The sequence below is a fragment of the Niabella agricola genome, from assembly GCF_021538615.1.
Taxonomy (GTDB): Bacteria; Bacteroidota; Bacteroidia; order Chitinophagales; family Chitinophagaceae; genus Niabella; species Niabella agricola.
In genome coordinates, this window is record NZ_JAJHIZ010000003.1 from 3,330,370 (window position 1) to 3,353,187 (window position 22,818).

The following is a 22,818-nucleotide window of genomic DNA, read 5'->3' on the forward strand; positions in this document are numbered from 1 at the left end:
TAGATTTACCGGTTGTTTTTTACTGTTTCCAATGAGATGTGGCTGGCTGCGTTACCAAAGCTGCTTCGGATATAGTTGGTAAGCACCCGGATCTCTTCGTCTTTCAGAAATGCAAAAGCGGGCATCGAAGCTTCGTAGGAAATGCCGTCGGATGCTTTTCCGCCTGCTCCGTGCAGCAGCACCTGCAGTAATTTATTTGCATCGCCGTTTACCAGCCGGGAACCGGCAAGGGATGGAAACGTATTCAACAGCCCCTTGCCATCTGTTTTATGGCAGGAGGCACAGTAGGATTCGTATAAGGCTTTGCCAGACTGTTCCTGCAGGACCGGGGACTTTTGGGGCCGTAATACGGGGGCCGTAGTATCGGTTGTTTTTTGCAAACGATAAATGCCATCATCAGTGGGTTTGGGAAATCCTTTTTGCGGATTCCAGTCCCGGTTGCTCGAACAAAAATAGATGGTACCATCCGGTAATACCAATACGGAACGCAAGCGTCCCAGGTAATTGGCAAAAAGAATGGCTTCATCCGTGATCTGCAGTCCGTTGGCAGAAAGATGAAGGATCCGCAGCGACTGGCTTTTCAAGGTGGTCAATAGTAAACTATTCTTCCATTCGGGAATGGCATCTGAACCATACCAGGCCAGGCCCGCGGGTGCAATAACCGGTGTCCAGGACCGCACCGGTTCTGTGCGGGGCGATCTTTTTGCAATCGCGATCTCTTTTTCGGTGTCGTGTTTCCCTTCGATCTGCGGCCAACCGTAGTTTTGCAGCGGGCGGATCAGGTTGATCTCGTCTTCAATGGCATCTCCATGTTCAGAAGTATAAATGGCGCCGCTTTCCGATTGGGTGAGTCCCTGCATATTGCGGAACCCCCAGGCGTATACATAACTGCTGGGAATGGGGTTATCTTTTGGAATACTGCCATCCAGGTTTAAACGCAGGATCTTTCCATTCAACGCAGTACTGTCCTGCGCAAAGCTATCGCTGGCAGCATCGCCGGTGGCCCAGTATACTTTTTGATCCTTAGCTACCAGCACGCGGGAGCCGTTGTGCCCGGTGTTACCCGGGATGCGCAGTAAGCGCAGCGGCGCCTCTAGTTTTCCATTATTATATGTATAACGTAATAGGTTTGAATAAATGCGGTCACCCGTTTTGCTGGTGTAGGACAAAAACAGGTAATCCGGCCCTTGTTCTGGCTGATACAGGGCCATACCCAGCAGACCTGTCGTGCGCTGATGGTATACATCAGTTATACGTGCAACAGGAGACACTTTATAAGTGTTGAGGTCCAGCCGCTTGATCACACCGGCGATCTCGGAAAACAGGATGGCATGCGCTTTCCGGTCGTATTGCAGATCCCAGGGAACATTCAGATGGTTTGCTACCCGGGTAAGAGACAAGGTTGTTTGCCCCAACTGGATTGTATTCAGTACCGGCGGTTCTTTTTTCTTTTCGTTGTGGCAGGATACAAAAAGAGCTGCCATTGATAATAAAACAGGTAGTGCTGCAAGCCGCATAAAGTCGAATTTTAAGCGTTGTTTTATGATTCTAAACCAAATCTAATTATTTAATTTTATATACAAAAATCTAATTATTTTGTATACATTTTACTGATTGCTTTATGACTTTTAAAAGAGTGTATTCTTAATATGTTGATAATAAATATATTATATTGTTTTTATTACATAGCTTAGCCGATAAAAAAAGTAACAAAAAAATAAAATAAATTTTGTTTGTTTACAAAAAATGATTAATATTGTATACAGTATTATTGACTACTTGATTGCGATTTTCTTGTTTATTGTTTTTCTGAAACCTGTATTTTGAACAGCCGGATGATGGCTGATGCTAAGGAATGAAAACCTAAAATTAATTTGTTTGGAAAATTATTTTTAACACGATTATTCATGAACCCAAACTCACGCAGCATCAGGAACATGCTTTTAGGAACGTACGTTTTATTGGCCTTGCCCCTTGTTCCTTTAGCGGGCAACGCTTCTTCCGGTTTACCGTTGTTTTCAAAAGCCACACGAAGCAAAGCAGCAGGCACACACGCAGTTTTCCTCAGGCCGGCCGCTGAACTGGTGACAGGCCGGATAACCGATGGTAATAAAGAACCGCTGGCGGGTGTGGAAGTAACCAACCTTTCGAGCAGGGAAACGGTCGTTTCCGGTAAGAACGGGGAATACCGTATTAACGCAGCTCCGGAAGATCAGCTACAATTCCGTCTGGTAGGATTTAAAACGGTAACCATGCAGGCAAGCGCCGCCCGCGAAGTATCGCTGGAGCCACAAACCAATGAAATGAATGAAGTGGTGGTAGTGGGTTACGGTACACAAAAAAAGGTAAACCTTACCGGAGCAGTGTCGGTGGTTAAGTTTGATGAATCCCTGGCCAGCCGGCCTAATCTGAACCTGGCATCCGCATTGGTAGGCGCTGCTTCAGGACTTAATATTGCACAAACCTCTGCCGCTCCCGGAGCCGAAGGATTTAATCTGCTGGTACGCGGCAAAGGAACGATGAATGATGCTTCACCATTGGTGGTCATTGATGGGGTGCCCGGAGCTTTAAATGATGTGAATCCAAACGATGTGGAAAGCGTGTCGATACTTAAAGACGCTGCATCTTCAGCCATCTATGGTTCGCGGGCGGCCAACGGCGTACTGCTCGTTACAACGAAGCGGGGCAAGGGCGATAAGTTCACCTTTAATTATAACGGGTATACGGGCATGCAGGATGTGGCGAAACACATTGATTTTATAACGGATATGGCTACGCATATGGAGCTGGTGAATGAATCGGAAGGGCGTGAGAAATATGCGAAAACGCTGATTGATACCTGGAGAACAGAATCTGCCGCCGGAAACCCGCTGTACCCCAATACCGATTGGTATAACGAGATGCTGAAAAAAGGCTTACTTACCGAGCATAACCTGTCTGTGCGGGGAGGCGGAGAAAAAGGAAACATCGCCCTGTCATTAGGCTATTTAAAGAACCAGGGTATTATCGACCATTCCGACTATACCAAATACAGTTTCCGGATCAATGCAGACATGAAAATAAAGAAGATACTGACCATTGGAGGCAATGTGTTTGGGTACTGGGCAAACAGGGACCCCCTGGATGTAGCCAGCTTTTTTTCAACGATACGGAACACCACACCGGGCGTCATACCAAAGTATGAAGACGGGCGCTATGGCGGTGAAATGTTCAATGGCTTGCCGGCGGGCGCCAATCCAAGGGCTTATGTGGATAACATCCGGGGACAATATGAACGGCAACGGCTGGGTCTGAAATTTTATGGTATCGTGAACCTGCTGAAGAACCTGGAATGGGAAAGCAGCTTTGGCTTCAATTATAATAACGACCGGAATTGGGAATATGCGCGGCCCTATTCGCTCTGGAACCTACAGACAAATTTTGAGTATCCCAAAAAACCAAGCATCAACAGCTTGTTTAACGGCAGCAGAAGGGATTATACCACCGTGCTCAATACACAGCTGCGGTTCAGGGAATCTATCAAAGAAATGCATCACTTCACAGCATTGCTGGGTTTCGATCAGCAGTACAACCGCATGGATAAATTCGATGCAAAGAAGAACGATATCCTCGGGGACGATGCCATTTACATTCTGGATGCCGGAACCAACATGGAAGCTATAAACGGATCCGGAACCGATGATGCGCTTCAGTCTTACTTCGGACGGCTGAATTACGACTATAAAAGCAAATACCTGTTTGAAGCCAATGCACGGTATGACGGATCATCGCGGTTTGCCCGGGAGAACCGGTGGGGCTTCTTCCCTTCGTTTTCGGCAGGATGGAGAGTGTTAGAGGAACCTTTTGCACAGCCGTTAAAAGCAGTATTTGATGATATAAAAATCAGGGGCTCCTGGGGACGGCTGGGTAACAACCGGATCGGAGATTATACCTACCAGGTAGTATACGGTTCTTACCTGTACCCGTTTGGCGGACAGATGCAGCAAGGGGTAGCGCCAAAAGAGATCGCTAACAGCCGCATCAAATGGGAAACCACAACGGCTACAAACATCGGACTGGATATCACCATGCTGAAAAACCGGTTGTTGCTGAGTGCCGAATACTTCGACAAAATCACAACAGACATCCTGACCAAGATCCCCATTCCATTGGTGATGGGAAACTTCCTTCCGCCCTGGCAGAATATTGCAGCCATGAAGAACCGGGGAATGGAGTTCCAGTTAACCTACCGGAATGCCCCGGGAAAAGACTGGTCCTACCAGGTAAATGCAAATCTGTCTACCGTCACCAACAGCGTGAGCCGGTTTAACGGAGATACTTCGATTGATGGTACAACGATCACCCTCGAAGGCAAACCCTTTACCAGTTTTTATGTGCTGGAGTTCGACCGGATTATCCAGGATCAGTCCGAAATTGACCGCCTGGTTGCCGATGGCTATACCTTTGGTACCTATGTAGGGGGTACTCCAAAGCCGGGCGATATGCTTTATAAAGATGCCAATGGCGATAAAGTATTTAATGAAAAGGACCGGGTGGTTAAAAATTACTCATCGCTGCCCAAGTATACGTATGGACTGAATGTTAGCATTGCTTATAAAGGCATCGACCTGAATATAGTGGGGCAGGGTGTTGGCGGTGTAAAGCAATACTGGGGTAATGACGGGTTTAATACCTTTAACCTGAACGAAGGCTATCTGCAACGAACGGAGATACTGAATCGCTGGACCCCGGAAAACAAATCGACGGTTTATCCGCGGCTGCTTACTTCGGGCTCGGCGCTGAACACGGCTTACAGTGATTACTGGCTCTACAATACTTCCTACTTCCGGGTAAAGTCACTGCAATTGGGATATGCGTTTGCTAGACAGATGACCAACAGGCTTAAAATAGACCGGCTAAGGGTATATGCCGACCTGGAAAACTATTTTACATTCACCGATTTTAAAGGATACAATCCGGAAAACTCCGGGATCTCCTATCCGTTGATGAAACAATGGATCATTGGTTTAAACATTGCATTTTAAAGAAGAAGCCATGATAAAGAAAATAATGATCGCAACACTCTCCGTACTTGTACTGGGGTCTTGCAATAAATTCCTTGATAGAAATTCGTTGGTTGGATTATCGGAAGGCGATTTTTGGAAATCCGAGCAGGATGCGGTAACGGGCATCAATGCGATTTATAACGCCAACCGCGAATTTACCAACAGCATCGTCATCTATGGTATGATGGACGACTTTACCGATATTTCTTACCAGTCGTTCGCAACCGGGCTCACAACAGGGGTATTCCCTGCCAATGCCTCGTTTTACTCAACCTCCTGGGGGATTTTCTATAAAGGTATCTACAGGGCGAATACCGCGCTGAAGAAAGTGCCGGAGATACAAATGAGCGAAACTGTCAAGAACCGTACCCTGGGGGAAGCCAAGTTTTTCAGAGGGTATTTCTATTTTAAACTCTGGGATTATTTTGGCGGGGTACCACTTTATGATTACCCCATGAATGTGGATGAATCGTTTAAGCCGCGGAATACGGAAAAAGAGGTGTATGATTTTATTGTGAAGGATATGACGGAGGCCTATGCATTGTTGCCGGGTAGTTATGATGCAGCGAATAAAGGCCGTGTTACCAAATGGGCGGCGCTGGCCATGCGGGGGAAAGCACATCTCTGGGCAAAGGAATATGAAAAGGCGGCTGCAGATTTTAAAGAACTGATGGAGAAAAGCGACCGGACCTTAGTGGCCGATTATCATACTTTGTTCCGTGTGGCCGGGAATAACAACAGTGAGGTTATTTTTGATGTGCAGTATGTGGCACAGCAGGGAAATGGGCTGGCCACTGACCGTAATTATGGCAATGCCAGGGGTGCCACAACCGGCTCCCAGCGTACACGCCCCACACCGAAGCTGGTAAATGAATATGAAATGAAGGACGGCACCCCGTTCGATTTTGCGAACTTCAAAAATGCACAGGGCGGAGTATTTAACCCCGATAATGTGAATGACTGGAAGGATGAAACTTCCGTGCGGAAGCTGTTTGAGAACCGCGATCCCCGTTTGCAAAAGGGCATTGTCGTACCCTGGTCTACCTTTAACGGAAAGGGCGGTATTGATTATTTGTACCGGTTTCCGGTAGTGACTTCCGATCCGGCAGCCTATGTACCGGTATGGACCAATGGAAGTTATGCCTGGCGAAAATTTGTAGAAACCGGATCCGTTTATACCTTACAGGATAATATGCCACAAAACTTTCCCCTCATCCGGCTGGCGGATGTGCTATTAATGTATGCGGAAGCAAAGAATGAATCGGCGGGCGTGCCGGACCAGAGTGTATACGATGCTGTAAATGCTGTACGGACGCGGGCTGGTATGCCAGGGCTGACGGGCGGATTAAATAAAGAACAGATGCGTGAGCGGATACGCCATGAACGGATGGTGGAGTTATGCGGGGAAGGACAACGTTATTCAGATATCCGGAGATGGCGAATTGCCAGGGACGTAGTAGATGGGGTATGGATGACGGAGTTTACAGGGGTGAAAATCCGGCAAAGAGGCTTCCCGGATAACTATTACCTGTGGCCGATACCACAGTCGGAAAGAGATGTGAATCCCAACCTTACACAAAACCCGGGTTGGTAACAGGATCATTTTTGTAACGAAAAAAACAGGCATCTTTAAGATGCTGATATAGGAAGATGTTTAAAAAGTTTGTTGGAATCATCTCTTTTGTTTTTTACGGGTTGTTTGCCATGGGGCAGCGCCCTGCTGTGATTTTTCTGCAACAGGGGAAGATCAATAAAGACGTTGTAGTACTGCACAAAACCAGGGAGGGAGGGTTAATGAAGCAAGGCCTCACTCTGAAGGAATCGGTTACAGATGGATATCCGGATCGTAAAGCGGATGTAGAACTGGAACTTGAAGTGCCTGAAACGGGTTGGTACGTGCTGGAAGCGGAAACCATGCCCCTGGATCCGGAACAACTAAGAAAAGAAGACACCACAGGTGTATTATCACGTATTGCCCATTTTCAGCTGGGCATGGAGCGGATCACAAAACGCATCGTTTATGATAGCTATAAAGGCGGAAAACAGGAGCTGGGCAAGTTTGAATTTGGGAAGAAAAAAGAAAAGCTGAAGATCTGGCTGCCCGAGAACCTGGTTTTTTATACCATCTCCGTGAAGCCGTACATACCTCCGGTGCCGCCCAAAGAAGCGGAAGCTTATATTCCCAGGATATTGCCACCGGCATCCCATCCCCGCCTTTGGGTAAACAATGAAACCCTGCCGGTGATCCGTCAGCGCCTGGAGGATACTGCACACCAGGCGGCCTGGAGCAAAGTGAAACACGCGGCATTGCAGCAGTTTGCCTTTGAATATGATCCGCTGCAGGAGATTAGTTACAACGAAAAGCTGGAACAGGCAATAGAAAGCAAGGCCTTTTATTACTTGTTGGAAAAAGACCAGGTTGTGGGGAATGAGGCGGTGAAGCTAATGACGCAATACCTTTCAGTGCTGGAATTTGGCAATGTTACTTATGGTGATATTTCCCGGGAAATGGGCCGTGCTATTTATACGGCGGCACTGGTGTACGACTGGTGTTACGAACTGCTGAGCGCAGCACAGAAGACGGAGTTGCGCAGGAACATGCAGCGCCTGGCCCGGGATATGGAGATCGGCTGGCCCCCCTTCTTTGGTGCAGAAAGCATTATCAACGGGCATGGAAATGAAGCCCAGATCTGCCGCGATCTGCTGGCCATGAGCATCGCCGTTTATGACGAAGACCCTGTGCCCTATAAGTACACCGCCTATACCGTATTGGAGCAGCTGGTGCCCATGCGGAAATTTGAATACCAGTCGCCCCGGCACAACCAGGGTATTGATTACGGCGGTTACCGGTTTGGCTGGGAAATGCACGCTGCATGGCTGTTTTACCGCATGACCGGGTTTCCTGTATTTGATGATAATATTAAAAACCTGCCCTATTACTGGCTCTACATGCGGACCCCGGATGGAAAGATGTTGCGGGACGGCGATATGTTCAGTGTAAAATATGCGCAAAGCGATAGCTTTTACTGGAAGAACCCGCAAACCATGCTGTTGAGTTATGCATACTCGGGCAACGCTTTGTTTAAAGGGCAGTTCCTCCGGCAGGGAGGCCTGCCCGATAACCCCGTCTTGTTTTTACTGCTGGACGACCCGGCACTAAAACCGGACTTTGATCTGAACCGCCTGCCGCGCACCATCGACTTCGGACCGGTACTGGGTTCCATGGTAGCGCGTACCGGCTGGGAGGAACAAAAAGAAAGCAGCAATGTGGTGGCCGAGATCAAAGGCGGCGGTTTTCATTTTGGCAATCACCAGCATGCGGATGCCGGTGCCATACAAATTTACCATCACGGCATGCAGGTGGGTGACCTGGGTTTGTACCTGTCCTACGGTTCGCCCTATGATTTTAATTTCAATAAGCGGTCGGTGGCCCACAGCATGCTGCTGGTGCGGGATCCGGCCGAACCCTTACTGTTCCGTACGAAGACAAACGACGGTGGCACCCGTTTCAGTCAACGTTTTCCCAGAACGGTAGCGGAAGTACTGAATGACTCCTGGTTCCATACCGGCTTTGTACGTTCCTGCGATTACGGTCCGGATCCTGTGACGCCCGCTTACAGTTATTTCAATGCGGATCTTACCGCGGCCTATACTTCCAAGTTGGAACAATACTCCCGGAGTTTTTTATTCCTGGATATGAAGCGACCCGATGTGCCGGCGGTGATTATCCTGCTGGATGAAGTAACCAGTACAGATCCTTCGTTTAAAAAAACATGGCAGATCAATACCCTGAACCGGCCACAGGTTTCGGCCAGCCGGTTTATACTCAACAGCAGTCTGAAAGGAAAGGGGGGCACCACCTATGTTAACATGCTGTTGCCGGCCGCCGATGATCGTAAGCACCAGGTCTTCAGCGGTGATTCATCGGCCTTTGTATCGGGCGATCTGTATGCTGCCCGCTCTGTGTGGCCCGAGGCAAAGGGTTCCCGTATCCTGGTGTCGCCATTAAAGCAAACCAACAAAACAGACTTTGTTACTGTATTCCAGATGGCAGAGGAAACACATGCCGAACTGCCCCTTCAGTTTATGGAAAAGAACGACTACTACCAGTTCCGGGTGGGCGACAGGCTGGTGGTTCTAGCCCGGCCCGGAAGGTTATTGCGGGAAGCATTCGACCTGGAAGTACCCGATGATCAGGAATACGAAGTGATCGTGGCGGGTTTACAGGAAGGCTTCTGGAATCTTTCCGGTGCAGATGGAAAACTGAATTTTAATGCGGCGGTATTAAAAAGCAAGCATACCCTTTCTGTAAAAATGAAAGGGGGGCGGCTTCATTTAAAGCCCCGGAGAATATACAGAGCGCAGGAAGGTGTGCTGAAAAATAGTGCAGGGCTTTCCGGCGGTTTAGGCAGAAATAATTAAATTGTGCAACTTAAAAGCGGGTTCGCTTTTAAAAACAGAATAGGAATGAAAGAAGATTCGTTAGCTTATAAAGTATACCTGGAAGTCCGAAAAAAAATATTGTCAAACCAGCTCGTGGGTGGCGTACGGTTGGTGGAAAGCAATTGGGCTGCTAAGCTCAATGCCAGCCGGGTGGCGGTTCGTGAGGCATTCATGCGCCTGGCGGGCGAAAACCTGGTAGAGTTTGGCGAAAAAGGCGGATGCTTTGTAAAACGGATGACCCTGAAGGATGTGAAAGACATTCGTGAACTGCGCGAACTGCTGGAGGTGGGTGCATTAAAGATCCTTTTTTCAAAAAAGAACGAGGCGCTGATCAAAGAGCTGGAACTGATCTGTGATGATTTTAATGCAATGGTGAGCAAGGAGTACTACGGTGGCGCCTGCGAAGCAGATATTAAATTTCATGAAAAGATCATTGAAGGCACCGGTAATTCCCGCCTGATCGCCATGTACAACAACAGCAATATTCCCCTCTTTCATATGAAGCTGGGTACCATGATCCGGCAAATGGAAGATTACCAGGATACGGGTAAGGAGCACCGGGAAATTGTAAATGCATTGAAGCAGGATGATTGGCAGAAGGCTTATGACACCCTGGTAAAACACCTGGACCGGGGTGAGCATGAAGCCCTGGAAATGGTTTAAGGCAACCTGTTTTATAACCAAAGACGTTTGCGGTAATTTCGTTTCTTAATGGGATGCACATTTCCTGCTTAAAGCAAACCCTTTACACTCATATCTGTTTGTAATAACCATCCTTTTTCTGCTTCTGTAATGATCAATCCCTGGCTGCCCCGGGGATCCAGGGCACAATTGGTGGGATTTGCTCCCGGTAAACGGATGGCTTCTATTTCGCATCCATCCGGGCTTATTTTTTGAATAACCCCTGCACCATACACGGCTATATAAATATTTCCGGCTTCGTCCAGCGCCATCCCATCCGGCCCCACGGCGCCGCCTGTGTTGGCCAGGATCCCGGGGTGTGAAAGCGTTGCGGTTCCGGCATCCCAGTCAAATTTCCAGATCAGCCGGGTACCCGTCTCCGCAATATATAAACAGGTACCTTCCCGGTTAAATGCCAGTCCGTTCGGATAGTACATGCCGGTTCTGATTTTCACTACCTGCCTGCCTCCCGTTAAACAACATACATAACCTCCGCCATCGGTAAGCCGGTCGCCGGGGCAAGTAAATAAAAGTTGGCCGTTTCGGTCAAACGCAAGATCATTCGGCATTTTCAGCGTATGGCCATCCACCTGGTCTGTCACCGTATCCGTTGTACCGGTTGCGGGATCAAACGTACGGATACTGTGCTGTTTGGAATCGCAAAACCACAGCAGGTTGTTTGTGTCAATGGCAATGCCGTTGGGCGCCCCGTCCACAAAATACCGGTACCATTGGTTGTCCTTATAGCAAATCAGGTTACCGGCTTCTTTCTCAACAAGCCAGATGGATCCGTTGCTGTCAAAAGCCGGCCCCTCGGGAAATGCAATGTCTTTGACGAGTGTGCGCATAAATTTTTATAAAAAAACTAGGATAATAGCATAAATGTATACATTTTTGCACTAAATTAGTATACACAAAAGTGCATAAACCGTAAACCTAATTGATGTGATTGCCTAATATGTTTATAACCAGTAATATATATTTAAAATACAGATTGTTTGCTTAAACGCAATACAATTTAATCATTTGTTATTTATGCAAGAAAATGTCAACTCTGCTCAGATCCTGAGAGAAAATCAACAATGGATACCGGGAGGTATCGTTTCATTAAACCGGAAGTCGGACCCGAATATCTGTTTTGTGAAAGGCAAAGGCAGCCGCGTACAGGATGCTGACGGAAATGAATACATCGATTATCAGGCCGGGTTTGCAGCTTCCTTTTTAGGCCACAATGACGCGGATGTAAATCAGGCGGTGGCTGAAACCCTGCGGGAAGAGCAGGTATTGATGGGCGCGGGCCCTACATTACTGGAGGGCGCCTTTGCACGTTTATTTTGTGAATGTGTGCCCACAGCAGAAAGTATCCAGATTACCACTACCGGGTCAGAAGCCACCTATCATGCCATCCGGATTGCACGCGCGGTTACCAAACGGGACCACGTGATTGTAATGCAGGGCGGTTATAACGGGTGGCATAACGATGTGGCCTGCAACGTGATCAGCTCAAAAGAAGCAGTAGGACCATTTCAAAGTCCGGATGAATATCCTTTTGACGGGTTGAGTGCGGGCGTACCGGAAGCGCACAAGGCGCTGGTGCATGTAGTAAACTTTAATGACCTGGCAAGTGTGGAGCTGATGGTGCGTCAATATCCCGTTGCCTGCATATTGCTGGAGCCCATCCTGCAGAACATCGGGATTGTAAAACCACAGGAGGGATATCTGGAGGGCCTGCGCGCGCTGGCAGACAAGCACGGATTCCTGCTCATCTTTGATGAAGTGAAGACCGGTTTTCGCCATGCATTGGGCGGTTATCAGGCGATCTGCAATATTGTTCCCGATCTGTCTACATTTGGAAAGGCCGTTGCGAACGGATATCCCCTGGGGGTGATCGCCGGCAAAAAGCAATACATGGATTATTTTGTACATCCTGATAAAGAAGAACGGGTAATGATTGCCGGAACCTTTAATGCGTTTCCGCTGACGACTGCAGCGGCTATTGCCACGCTGAAAAAACTGGCGGATCCTGCATTTGGTGTGTATGGGCATGTGGAGCAACTGGGAGCCCTGCTGGAAAAAGGATATAATGAAATTTTCCCTAAATTGGGCATACCGTTTTATGTGGCACGACAGGGCTCTGCTTTCTGTACCTATTTTATGGATCATGCGCCGGTGCATTTTCATGATATCCTGGAGCATCACAACTTTGAGCTGGATACCCGGTACCGTAAACAACTGATCAAAAAAGGAATTTTTAACTTCCCGGCGGCGATCAAACAGGGCAGCATTTCTTATGCACACACAGCATCTGATATTGAGCAAACACTGGAAGCAACCGAAAAAGTGGTGAAAAATTTATAATAAAAGACAATGAAGATAACTGCAATTGAAACCTTTGTATGCCATGCACGCATGCGCAACTGGATTTTTGTAAAAGTAGTTACCGATCAGCCGGGGCTCTGGGGCTGGGGCGAAGCCACGCTGGAATGGCATACGCAAGGAGTTGTAGGTGCCATTAAAGACCTGAGCGAGCTCCTGGTCGGTGAAGATCCGCGGCGGATCGAATACCTCTGGCAAATGATGTACCGCCAGCACTTCTGGCACGGCAACGGCGTGGTACGGGGTACGGCGATCAGCGGCATTGATATTGCTCTTTGGGATATTGCGGGTAAAATTCACAACGTGCCCTGCCATGAGCTTTGGGGTGGCCGCGTACGCGATTATATCCGCTTGTATTGTCACCTGGGTGGCGGACGTATGGAAGACTTTTATGAAACGGCCCCTGACGATGCAAAGCGTTTTGGCGAACTGGCGCAGAAAGCCGTGGAAGAAGGATTCACCGCTTTTAAATCGATGGCGGTGCCGGAAACCATGCCGCTGGAGGGTCTGCGGCCGGTGAAGTATGCGGAGGCCTGCGTAAAAGCCATGCGGGAAGCCGTGGGGGATGATATCGATATTATGGTCGATTGTCACGCCCGGCCCAGCCCGCGGATGGGCATGCAGTTTGCCAAAGCGCTGGAACCTTATGGCCTTTATTTTTTTGAAGAACCCTGCTGGCCCGAAACAATGGAAGATATTGCACTGATCCAGCGGGCGGTTGCCACACCCATTGCAACGGGCGAGCGGCTGATTGGGGTGCATGCGTTCCGTGAACTGCTGGAAAAGCGGGCGGTGAGCGTGATCCAGCCGGATATTACCCACTGCGGCGGGCTCTCGGAAGTACGCAAGATTGCGGCGCTGGCGGAAGCCTACCGGGTGTCGATGGCGCCGCACAATCCGCAGGGACCGGTAAGTACCGCGGCTTCGATTGAGTTTGGATTTGCCACGCCTTCCTATATCATTTGTGAAAGCGTGCACAAAGATGTGGAATGGCGCAATGAGGTGGTGTCGGAAGGATTTACGGTACAGGAAAAAGGAAGGATCGTATTGCCCAATAATAAACCAGGACTCGGCATTGAGATCAATGAGGCCGTTGTAAAAGAACATCCGTTTCAACAGGAGATCCTGCAACGTACTTTTTATAAGGACGGCAGCGTAGGTGACTGGTAAATTTTAAAGCATGCAGCAGTTAAAAGAAAAAGTGGTCCTCATCAGCGGGGGACTGGGCGATATCGGGATGGCCATAGCAACGACATACCTGCGTGCAGGGCATACCATTTCTTTATGCGATATGGAGCCGGAAGAAAATGCCTTACAACGGTTAAAGGAGCTGCCCGGAACTGTTGATTATCACAAAGTGGATGTTTCCGATGCAATGGCGGTAGCCAACTGGATTGCCGCCGTACTGGAGCGTTTTGGCCGGATCGATGATTGTATTGTAAATGCGGCGCGGGTAACCCTGAAAGATTATAGAAGCATTACGCCGGAAGAATGGAAACGGGAGCTGGAAGTAAACCTGGATGGGGCGTTTTACCTGGCCAACGGGGTAGCCCGCTATTTTAGTGAGGCACAGGTGGCCGGCAATATTGTGTTTCTTGGAAGCTGGGCGGCCCATGCCGTGCATAAAAACCTGCCGGCGTACAGCGTATCCAAAGCCGGTCTGCGGATGCTTTGCCAGTCGATGGCCCTGGAATATGCCCCTTATAGCATCCGGGTCAACGAGCTGGCGCCGGGCTATGTAAATGCCGGGCTGAGTAAGGAGGTATGGAGCACGGCTCCTGAGCTGCAGGAAGCGGCACGCAACCAGGTACCGTTAAAAAAGATCATCGAAGCCGGTGAGGTTGCCGACCAGGTGCTGTGGATCACAGCCCCGGAAAACCGACATCTGACGGGTGCCACTATTTTACTGGATGGCGGACTTTCATTAATCAGGCCATAAACAGTTATGAATACAACAAAAGAACGGACCGATCATACAGCACGCCTGCGGGCAAAATTTGGTATGGCGCAGGCCGATATTACGCCACCGCTGGGTATTTATGCGCGCAATTGGGGGGCTGCCACCTTCGACAATGCAAGCGGCGTTCACCGGCCGTTATGGATGCAATGCCTGGCCATTGAAACGGCTTCAGGGCAAAGGGCCCTGCTTCTTACGGCAGACCTGGGCTGGTGGAAGAACCAGGAAGACGAACGCCGGCTGCGGCAGGCCTTGCTACAGCATTTTGATCTGCAGGAAGAACAATTGCTTTTTTGTTTATCGCATACACATGCCGGACCCAGCATCTGTTCCAATGACCTGCAGCAGCCCGGCGGTGCTTATATATTGCCGTACCTGGATACGCTGCAGGAAGCGGCAATAACCTGTATTCACGAGGCCCTCGCCGGCATGGAGGAAAGTATACTGGTGTGGAGCAGCGGTTGCTGCAACCTGGCTACAAAGCGGGACCTGCAAGTAGGGGATTACTACCTGATCGGTTATGACCCCGATGCCAACGCGGATCAAACCTTGCTGGTAGGACAACTCTTGAATGGAGAGGGACATATAAAGGCGGTCATTGCCAATTATGCCTGCCATCCTACCACGTTTGCGCACGAGAATCGGCTGCTTTCACCGGATTTTGTTGGTGCTATGCGGGAATTAATTACTATCCGTACATCCGCTCATTGCATGTTCTTACAGGGGGCGTCCGGTGATCTGGCGCCAAAGAGGCAATATGTAGCGGATCCGGAAATCGTGGATGCAAACGGAAGACAGCTGGGCTATGCAGTATTGTCCGTGCTGGAAATGGATCCGGGCGCTGATACTGTCTGGGCTTTTGATCATGCACTGGTATCGGGCGCGCCGCTGGCGATCTGGAACGAAAAGCCGGTGCAACCTTCTGAATGTCTCCGGTTAAAAAAAGTGATCGTGCGGGTCCCTTACAAACAATTACCGGATGTGGAGGTTATCGAACAGGAATACCGTCAATGTGAGGACCGGGTATTAAAGGACCGTCTTTGGCGAAAGCTTAACACCCGTATTGCCATCGGAAACAATAGCCATGCAGATCTGCCGGTATGGATCTGGCGCCTGGGAAATGCCATATTGGTGGCACAGCCCAATGAGGCCTATTCGGAATTCCAGGAAAAGCTGCGGGCTTTTTTCCCGGACATAGCAATTATCTGTATCAATATTGCCAATGGCTATGTGGGGTACCTGCCTCCGCAGCATCTGTATGATAAGGATATTTACGCTGTATGGCAAACACCCTATGCAGCCGGTGCACTGGAATCGCTGATCGAAGAAACCCGGAAGGAAATTGAAAAAATACTGACAGATGAAACTGCAATGGATTGACCTGCTCATTTTCGGGATTTATATTATTGGTGTAGTGGCACTGGGATTGTATGCTACGCGGAGGAGTGCCCGTACCAAGCGGGATTATTTCCTGGCGGGAGATAAGCTGCCTTGGTGGATGATCGGCGGTAGTATTATTGCGGCCAACATCAGCAGTCATCACCTGGTAGGCGCCATGGGAACGGCCTACAGCCGGGGCTTTGTGGCCATTACGCTGGAATGGGGCGCCATCCTTATTGGCTTTAATGCGTTACTGTGGATCTTTTTGCCTTTTTACCTACGGAATGGTTTTTATACCACGCCGGAATACCTGGAAAAACGCTTCGGTACCAAAACGCGGGTGCTGTATGCCCTGCTGATCTTATTTACCTACGTGTTTGTAGAGATCGGTGCGGTATTGTATCTCGGTGGCCTTACACTACATGCCTTATTTGGCATTCCCATCCTCTACAGTATTTTAGGAATGGCGCTGCTGACGGGATTGTATACAGTGCTGGGCGGCCTCCGGGCGGTGATCTGGACCGAAATGGTGCAGCTGGTGGTGTTGGTGCTGGGAGGAATCATTTTAACCTTCAGTACCATTCATGCGGCCGGTGGTTTCAGCGCTATTGCCGAATCTTCAAAAAACTGGAAGATGTTCTACCCGGCTTCGGACCCGGATTTTCCCTGGACAATGTACCTGGGCGGGCTGTTGTGCATCAGCGTTTTTTACTGTGCCACCAACCAGTTCATTGTGCAGCGGGTGCTTGCCGCAAAGAATGAATGGCACGGGCGTATGGGCGTGATCTTTGGCGATTACCTCAAATTCCTGGTACCGCTGATCATTACCGTTCCGGCATTGATCGCACCAAAATTTCTGCCGAAGCTGGAACAGCCGGACCTGCTGTTTGCTACCCTGGTGGAAACATTGCTGCCGAAGGGCTTGGTGGGATTGGTAATGGCCGGACTGATCTCCGCGATCATGTCGCATATATCAGGAGCCATCAACTCCTGTACCACCATTTTAACGGTGGATGTATACACCCAGTTCATCAATAAAAAAGCGACTGATGAACAGGCTGTCCGTTTTGGTAAACGCTCGGGTGTGGTCATTATCCTGCTCGGGATCCTGAGTGCGATCCTTTTGATCAGCTATTCTGACAAACCGGTGTTCCTGTACCTGATGAATCTCTATGGGTTATTTACACCCGGCATCGCCACCATGTTCCTGATGGGCATTTTCTGGAAGCGGACCACCGCTGCGGGTGCGCTGGCTGCCGGGTTGCTTACCATTCCGCTTTCGCTGCTGATGGAGTTTTGTTTTCCGCAAATGCCCTTTTTCAACCGTACGGGTATTGTTTTCTGGGTCTGTATGATCCTGTGTGCCGTGGTGAGCCTGCTTACGGCGGCATCAAAATCCACCGGGTTAAACAACCTTATATGGACCAGAGAAAGCCTGCGGATACCGGAGCCGGAAAAAAAGTATTACCGGGGTCTCCGCAATCCTGCCATCTGGTGGTTGCTGATTACGGTAATGGTATTATACTTTTTTGTGCGGTATTTTTAAGAAAAGGTTGACAGAATATAAAAAAAGCGATCACATGGATCGCTTTTTTTATAGTATTGAGAACGGATTAAGCCTGTTTTACCAGTTCTGCGTTGATGTGTAACTTTACTTCATCTGCTACTACAATGCCACCAGCTTCTGTAACGGCGCTCCAGTTCAGTCCGAAATCCTTACGATTGATCTTACCATTCAGCTCAAAACCTGCAACGGTTTGTCCGTATGCATTGGGTCCGATACCCCCCAGTTCAACATTCAGGGTAACGCTTTTCTTTACACCGCGGATGGTCAGGTCGCCGGTCATTTCAAATTCATCGCTGCCTTTGGGAGCGATGGCGGTTGATTCAAACGTTAACTTCGGGTGGTTGGCCGCATCGAAAAAGTCGGCAGATTTTAAATGTTCATCCCGCTGTGCCGGTCCGGTTGAAATGCTGTCAATGTCAGCGCTAAAGGTCACTTTTGCATCACTGAAATCTTCCTTGTCTGCAATAACAGTGCCTTCAAAGCTGGTAAACTTGCCGGATACGTTTGAAATTACCAGATGTCTTACTTTAAAACCGATTTCCGAATGCATCGGATCCATTGTCCATGTAGCCATAGTTGTATTGTTTTTGTGATTTGATGACACAAAATTAGTACCGGAACAAAAGGTTGAAAATAATCTAGATTAAGATTGATGGTTAATATTTTGTAAAGTCCCCGGTTAATCGGCATTCCTTAAAGAATACTTTTTGGGGCTGTAATCCGTAAAAAAAACGCTTTTAGCGGAGTGTAATCCACAAAAAGCGCTAAAATCTTTAAGCAAAAGAGGATCCGGATCAGGGGAGGACCGCTGCCAGCTTGTTTTCCAGGTCCATACCGCGCAATCCTTCTGCAATGATTTTTCCCTGTGGATCAATCAACACATTAAAAGGAATTCCTCCAAATTTATACATCGGCACTACGGGCGATTCCCATTTCTTCAGATCGCTTACCTGGGTCCAGGCCAGTTTGTCATTTTGAATGGCATTCTTCCAGGCATTGGCATCATCATCCAGTGAAACGCCTAAAACGGTAAATCCTTTGGATTTATACTTATTAAAAACTGCCACCACATTGGGATTTTCAGCGCGGCAGGGGCGGCACCAACTGGCCCAGAAATCAACCAACACATATTGGCCTCTGAAAGAGTTCAGCGCTACGGACTTTCCGGAAACATCGGGCAGGGTAAAATCCGGGGCCTGCTTACCGATCCAGGTACGGTCTTCCGCGGCCTTGATCTCCTGTTGCAGGTTGAGTTTTAAGCCGGCTACTGCGATGTGGTTGGGAAATTTTTTAGACACTTCGTCGATCAGGGCCACCACCTGTTTATTGTCCAGCGGCTCCAGGGCCAATCCCTGTCCGTTAGCTGTAGACTGGTAATAACCCAGCTCAAACATGGAAAGGGCAGGGTTGATGCCTTTTTTGATTTCGCCAAGCGCATATTCCCGGAGCGCCGCGCCATCCTGTTTGATGCGCTGCATCAGGGGTGTAAGGGTACTGTCTGCTACTTTAGTGGTACGCAGGCTGTCCAGTTGATGCGTGTTATTTACCAGCTGGATCATTTTATCATTAAAGGCCAGCATAAAATCTTTCATCGCCTGACTGGCCGGCGATTTTTTCACTTCGAATTTTTCGGGCATCTGTGGGTTCCGGGTGCTCATTGTAATATTAAGATCTACCTCCGGACCGTCGTTGATCACAGAAGCCACCGGAAACTCCAGCGCATCCAGCCGGATATTGTAAACGGCATCTTCCAGGGCTTCGGTTTTCAACGTAAATTTTCCGCTCAGTATATCTGTAGAATCTACAATTACCGGTTGCATGGAAGCTATGGGTACTTCTTCCAGGTATACTTTTTTAGCCTGTGTATTGGCAACGCTTCCGTTGATAACAAAACTTTTCTTATTGTCTTGCTTACATCCCGCAAAAATGATCGCCAGGAGTAGGATCGCAACTAATTGTTTCATGATCTTGAGTTTTCAAAAAAAGCTATAAGGGTTGGTCCTGTTTGTACTGGCGCAAAGCTTATAGCTCTGTTATTCTTATTGTAACTTTTTCAACAATATCTCGTTGGTCTTTTTCGGATCGGCCTTGCCTTTTGTCTGTTTCATGACCTCGCCTACAAACAGTGCCAGCAGTCCCTTTTTCCCTTTTTTATATTCAGCAACCTTGGGCGCCAGCTTTTCCAGCACAGCATCGATCACCGGTTCCAGGTCGGCTGCATCCGACTGTTGGATCAGGTTGTTTTTTTCTGCCAGTGCCAGCGGCTGTTCCTCCGGGTGCTGCAACAGCAGCTGGAACAATCTTGTGGAGGCGATAGAAAAGCTCACTTTTCCTGAATCTACGCACTGAATGAGTGCAGCTACCTGAGCCGGTTTTATGGGAACAGCATCGATGGACTGACTATTTTCATTCAGCCAGGTCTTCACTGGTCCCAGCATCCAGTTGGCGGCTGCCTTATAATTTTTTGTATGCTGCAGGATGGTTTCAAAATAGTCGGCGGTATCCCGTTCTTCGGTAAGTACCTGCGCATCATATTCGGGTAGCTGGTATTCGGTCATATACCGGTGAATGCGTTCGGCTGGCAGGGCCGGTATCATCCGGCGGATGTTGTCGATGAATGCATCTTCCAGGTCGAAAGGCGGCAGGTCCGGATCCGGAAAATACCGGTAATCTTCTGCATCTTCTTTATCGCGTATGGCGAAGGTGGTACCATTCCCGGCATCAAAGCTGCGGGTTTGCTGGCGGATGGTTTCCCCCGCTTCCAGCAGGCCCATCAGACGTTCTGCTTCAAAATCAATGGCCCGTTTTACGTTACGGATGGAGTTGAGGTTCTTTACCTCCACCTTGGTGCCCAGTTTTTCTGCTCCTCTCAGGCGAACGGAAATATTCGCATCGCACCGCATGCTGCCTTCCTCCATATTACCATCGCATACCTCCAGGTAGCGTACCAGCTTGCGCAGTTCGGATACATAGGCGAAGGCTTCCTCGCTGCTGCGGAGGTCCGGTTCTGTAACGATCTCCACCAGGGGCGTTCCTGCACGGTTGTAGTCTACGGCCGTGTTATAAGGATCTACATCATGAATGCTTTTTCCGGCATCCTCTTCCATGTGGATCCGGTTCAGGCGGATATCCCGGGTTCCGGCAGCCGTTTTAATGGTCACATGCCCGTTTTTACAAATAGGGGTGGTGTGCTGCGATATCTGGTATCCCTTTGGCAGATCTGGATAAAAATAGTTCTTGCGGGCGAAATAGTTCTTTTGTTCTATTTCGCAGTGGCAGGCCAGCCCTAATTTTACCGCGTATTCAATCGCTTTCCGGTTCATTTTAGGCAAACTTCCGGGATGTGCCAGAGTGATGGGGCTTACATGGGTATTGGGTGCTGCGCCAAATGCAATGCTGTCTCCGCAAAAAAGTTTGCTTTCCGTCAGCAGCTGGGCATGTACTTCCAGGCCGATCACAATTTCATATTTTTCACTCCATTCCATGTGTTCCGTATCAATTGTTCAGGTCCGCGAAGATACGCAAGGAGATTGGTTTTCCCGGGCATTAAAAAAGCCGCCACGATTCAACCGGGGCGGCCTTTAAACCCTAAATCACGAAAACTTAAAAACTATCAGCATATAGAGATATGCTACCGATATAACGTTTCCGGAACAAAAAGGTTGAAAAATTTACAGATCTGCCGTTTTTATACGGGCAGACTGGGTTACGGTAATCGATTGACTTTTCCCGTTCCGGCTGATCTTAAAGTCCAGGGACGGTTTACGGCTGCTGCGGATCAACCGGGTGGCCTGGTCGGTACCGTTGGCTGGCTGGCCGTTGATCTCTTTTACGATATCGCCACTTTTTAAACCTGCTTTATCGGCATCGGAGCCCTTATCTACATCGAGGATTTTTACGCCATCGCCTTTTTCCAGGTCCTGGATGCGGATGCCGATCTTCGGACTGTTCGTTTCAAAGCTCGGGTTGCCATAGAACCGGAAATTCCGGCTTCCGCCGTTCTGGTTGGGCAACTGACGCATCAGGTCATTAAAGTCGATATTGGGAGCCGGAAATGATTCGGTACCGCCACGGAAGCCCATGGTATCCGGGGCCTTCCATTTTGTGAGGGCGGCTTGTGTAGTATAGCTTTTGTTATCTCTTTTATAGGAGATAGACACTTTATCACCCGGATTTTTGTCCTTGATGGCGGCTGAAAGCTCATCGGGAGCTGCAATGGTTTTGCCGTCCACAGCTGTGATGATATCCCCCTCCTTCAGCCCCGCCTTATCCGCGGCGCTTTCTTCTGATACATTCATAACGGTTACACCATCTTCCGTTTTTTGCGTAACCACACCCAGCATTGCTTTATTAGGGGCGGGCATCGCCTGCCAGTTATTGCCTCCGAAGGCATTAAAATTGCGGCTCCTTCCAAACGGTCCTTCTTCATTGTACACGTCCAGATCCTTGATCTTTTTCCTTTTTACAATGATATTGCCTTCTTTATCGGTATCCACCGGTTCGCCATTTACGGTAACCTTATCGCCGTCTACGATAATGGTCATTTTATCATCTGTTTTGCCCTTTTTAGTGATAATGATCTGCTCGGCTTCTTTGTTTTGATTGCGGTTCTGCGCAAAACCCAGGGCGGGCATCAGCAGCGCAAAAAGTACATAATGGAACTTCATTTTATTAATAATTTATGGTTCAACCTGTTTTGGAAATACGTTTTCTTTCGTAGATCAAAGTTAGGAGGTTTGAGAAATACGAAGACATTCGGAAATGTTAAAGTTTGTTACCGCGCCGGTTGTTTTTGTTGTTCTGCAACGCGCGCTGCTGACCGGTCAGCATTTTCAGGTATCCCCAGCATCCAAAAAAGAGCGCAACGGCAAATAACAGGCAAATGGCAATAACCCAAAAAGGTTGCTGTTTTTGACCCGAAAAATGGAGGTATACGGCATAACATAATACGGAAAACATAAAGAGCATGGCCACCGGAATCAGGAACCAGGCAAGGAGTTGCCTGCCTACAGCTGCAAACCGCCTGGTACTGCGCCCAAGGGCAAAGGCAATGCCCCAGCTCATAATGTAAAACATACCCAATACCATTATAAAACAACCGCCCACCGTCAGCCATTCTAAAAAGCTGCCGGACCGTGCGCCGGTGATGCCCTGGTAAATGCGCTGGGATAAAAGCGGCAAAAAAACGATCACAAACAGAAACAGGATAAAATAGATGGTGGCCACATACGCCACACCGGCGCATCCGGGTTTAACACCAGGGCTTGTTCTTTTAATAAATTTAATGGCGATAAAAACCGCAGCCGTCATTGCGCCGATGAGTGCCCAACCAAAAGGTGTTAGCTGCGCCAGGATCATAGCAGTCATCC

Annotated in this window: 16 protein-coding genes; 9 read left to right on the plus strand and 7 right to left on the minus strand. The window is 48.8% G+C overall.

Annotated elements, in window-relative coordinates; all coding sequences use genetic code 11:
* Positions 1–5: 5 nt before the first annotated feature.
* Positions 6–1,517, minus strand: coding sequence for a PQQ-dependent sugar dehydrogenase (locus tag LL912_RS19330; RefSeq protein ID WP_235555248.1), 1,512 nt, complete (start codon positions 1,515–1,517; stop codon positions 6–8).
* A gap of 390 nt (positions 1,518–1,907) precedes the next feature.
* Here LL912_RS19330 and LL912_RS19335 point away from each other — a divergent pair, with 390 nt between their 5' ends.
* The 4 genes from LL912_RS19335 to LL912_RS19350 are packed head-to-tail and all read left to right on the plus strand — an operon-like array spanning position 1,908 to position 10,151.
* Positions 1,908–5,024 carry a SusC/RagA family TonB-linked outer membrane protein gene (locus tag LL912_RS19335; RefSeq protein WP_235555249.1) on the plus strand — a complete coding sequence of 1,039 codons (3,117 nt, stop codon included), beginning with the start codon at positions 1,908–1,910 and terminating at the stop codon, positions 5,022–5,024.
* 10 nt (positions 5,025–5,034) lie between these two features.
* A complete protein-coding gene (locus tag LL912_RS19340) occupies positions 5,035–6,639 on the plus strand; it encodes a RagB/SusD family nutrient uptake outer membrane protein (RefSeq protein WP_235555250.1) in 1,605 nt (534 codons plus the stop codon).
* Between the two features lie 56 nt (positions 6,640–6,695).
* Positions 6,696–9,467 carry a DUF4962 domain-containing protein gene (locus tag LL912_RS19345; RefSeq protein WP_235555251.1) on the plus strand — a complete coding sequence of 924 codons (2,772 nt, stop codon included), beginning with the start codon at positions 6,696–6,698 and terminating at the stop codon, positions 9,465–9,467.
* 45 nt (positions 9,468–9,512) lie between these two features.
* Positions 9,513–10,151, plus strand: coding sequence for a GntR family transcriptional regulator (locus LL912_RS19350; RefSeq protein WP_235555252.1), 639 nt, complete (start codon positions 9,513–9,515; stop codon positions 10,149–10,151).
* A gap of 68 nt (positions 10,152–10,219) precedes the next feature.
* On the opposite strand, the gene LL912_RS19355 is transcribed toward LL912_RS19350, so the two are convergent.
* Positions 10,220–11,017: an SMP-30/gluconolactonase/LRE family protein gene (locus LL912_RS19355; RefSeq protein ID WP_235555253.1), complete on the minus strand. Its 798-nt coding sequence runs from the start codon at positions 11,015–11,017 to the stop codon at positions 10,220–10,222.
* A 187-nt stretch (positions 11,018–11,204) separates the two neighbouring features.
* Here LL912_RS19355 and LL912_RS19360 point away from each other — a divergent pair, with 187 nt between their 5' ends.
* Genes LL912_RS19360 through LL912_RS19380 form a run of 5 tightly spaced genes read left to right on the plus strand, consistent with a single transcriptional unit; the run spans position 11,205 to position 17,428 of the window.
* Positions 11,205–12,527, plus strand: a complete 1,323-nt coding sequence (locus LL912_RS19360; protein WP_235555254.1) for an aspartate aminotransferase family protein — start codon at positions 11,205–11,207, stop codon at positions 12,525–12,527.
* A gap of 9 nt (positions 12,528–12,536) precedes the next feature.
* A complete protein-coding gene (dgoD, locus tag LL912_RS19365) occupies positions 12,537–13,715 on the plus strand; it encodes a galactonate dehydratase (RefSeq protein ID WP_235555255.1) in 1,179 nt (392 codons plus the stop codon).
* Positions 13,716–13,725: 10 nt separating this feature from the next.
* Entirely contained in the window at positions 13,726–14,484 is a 759-nt protein-coding gene (locus tag LL912_RS19370; RefSeq protein ID WP_235555256.1) for an SDR family NAD(P)-dependent oxidoreductase, read from the plus strand.
* A gap of 6 nt (positions 14,485–14,490) precedes the next feature.
* A complete protein-coding gene (locus LL912_RS19375) occupies positions 14,491–15,882 on the plus strand; it encodes a hypothetical protein (protein ID WP_235555257.1) in 1,392 nt (463 codons plus the stop codon).
* Positions 15,863–17,428 carry an SLC5 family protein gene (locus LL912_RS19380; RefSeq protein ID WP_235555258.1) on the plus strand — a complete coding sequence of 522 codons (1,566 nt, stop codon included), beginning with the start codon at positions 15,863–15,865 and terminating at the stop codon, positions 17,426–17,428. The genes LL912_RS19375 and LL912_RS19380 overlap by 20 nt, the downstream gene beginning before the upstream one ends.
* Before the next feature lie 67 nt (positions 17,429–17,495).
* Here LL912_RS19380 and LL912_RS19385 read toward each other — a convergent pair whose 3' ends face one another.
* The 5 genes from LL912_RS19385 to LL912_RS19405 form a co-directional block, all read right to left on the minus strand.
* Positions 17,496–18,023: a YceI family protein gene (locus tag LL912_RS19385; protein WP_235555259.1), complete on the minus strand. Its 528-nt coding sequence runs from the start codon at positions 18,021–18,023 to the stop codon at positions 17,496–17,498.
* A 220-nt stretch (positions 18,024–18,243) separates the two neighbouring features.
* Positions 18,244–19,413 (minus strand): TlpA disulfide reductase family protein, encoded by a 1,170-nt coding sequence (locus LL912_RS19390; protein ID WP_235555260.1) that lies wholly within the window; start codon positions 19,411–19,413, stop codon positions 18,244–18,246.
* Positions 19,414–19,488: 75 nt separating this feature from the next.
* Positions 19,489–20,934 (minus strand): Asp-tRNA(Asn)/Glu-tRNA(Gln) amidotransferase subunit GatB, encoded by a 1,446-nt coding sequence (gatB, locus tag LL912_RS19395; RefSeq protein WP_235555261.1) that lies wholly within the window; start codon positions 20,932–20,934, stop codon positions 19,489–19,491.
* A 186-nt stretch (positions 20,935–21,120) separates the two neighbouring features.
* Positions 21,121–22,116: a PDZ domain-containing protein gene (locus LL912_RS19400; RefSeq protein WP_235555262.1), complete on the minus strand. Its 996-nt coding sequence runs from the start codon at positions 22,114–22,116 to the stop codon at positions 21,121–21,123.
* Positions 22,117–22,213: 97 nt separating this feature from the next.
* Entirely contained in the window at positions 22,214–22,816 is a 603-nt protein-coding gene (locus tag LL912_RS19405; RefSeq protein ID WP_235555263.1) for a hypothetical protein, read from the minus strand.
* Positions 22,817–22,818 lie beyond the last annotated feature (2 nt).

What these genes read in the sequence shown, in the direction of transcription:
- dgoD (WP_235555255.1), top strand. Translation starts at nt 12,537, where the DNA reads ATGAAGATAACTGCAATTGAAACCTTTGTATGCCATGCACGCATGCGC.
- LL912_RS19330 (WP_235555248.1), bottom strand. Translation starts at nt 1,517, where the DNA reads ATGCGGCTTGCAGCACTACCTGTTTTATTATCAATGGCAGCTCTTTTT.
- LL912_RS19385 (WP_235555259.1), bottom strand. Translation starts at nt 18,023, where the DNA reads ATGGCTACATGGACAATGGATCCGATGCATTCGGAAATCGGTTTTAAA.
- LL912_RS19350 (WP_235555252.1), top strand. Translation starts at nt 9,513, where the DNA reads ATGAAAGAAGATTCGTTAGCTTATAAAGTATACCTGGAAGTCCGAAAA.
- LL912_RS19345 (WP_235555251.1), top strand. Translation starts at nt 6,696, where the DNA reads ATGTTTAAAAAGTTTGTTGGAATCATCTCTTTTGTTTTTTACGGGTTG.
- gatB (WP_235555261.1), bottom strand. Translation starts at nt 20,934, where the DNA reads ATGGAATGGAGTGAAAAATATGAAATTGTGATCGGCCTGGAAGTACAT.
- LL912_RS19370 (WP_235555256.1), top strand. Translation starts at nt 13,726, where the DNA reads ATGCAGCAGTTAAAAGAAAAAGTGGTCCTCATCAGCGGGGGACTGGGC.
- LL912_RS19375 (WP_235555257.1), top strand. Translation starts at nt 14,491, where the DNA reads ATGAATACAACAAAAGAACGGACCGATCATACAGCACGCCTGCGGGCA.
- LL912_RS19355 (WP_235555253.1), bottom strand. Translation starts at nt 11,017, where the DNA reads ATGCGCACACTCGTCAAAGACATTGCATTTCCCGAGGGGCCGGCTTTT.
- LL912_RS19335 (WP_235555249.1), top strand. Translation starts at nt 1,908, where the DNA reads ATGAACCCAAACTCACGCAGCATCAGGAACATGCTTTTAGGAACGTAC.
- LL912_RS19390 (WP_235555260.1), bottom strand. Translation starts at nt 19,413, where the DNA reads ATGAAACAATTAGTTGCGATCCTACTCCTGGCGATCATTTTTGCGGGA.
- LL912_RS19400 (WP_235555262.1), bottom strand. Translation starts at nt 22,116, where the DNA reads ATGAAGTTCCATTATGTACTTTTTGCGCTGCTGATGCCCGCCCTGGGT.
- LL912_RS19380 (WP_235555258.1), top strand. Translation starts at nt 15,863, where the DNA reads ATGAAACTGCAATGGATTGACCTGCTCATTTTCGGGATTTATATTATT.
- LL912_RS19340 (WP_235555250.1), top strand. Translation starts at nt 5,035, where the DNA reads ATGATAAAGAAAATAATGATCGCAACACTCTCCGTACTTGTACTGGGG.
- LL912_RS19405 (WP_235555263.1), bottom strand. Translation starts at nt 22,816, where the DNA reads ATGACTGCTATGATCCTGGCGCAGCTAACACCTTTTGGTTGGGCACTC.
- LL912_RS19360 (WP_235555254.1), top strand. Translation starts at nt 11,205, where the DNA reads ATGCAAGAAAATGTCAACTCTGCTCAGATCCTGAGAGAAAATCAACAA.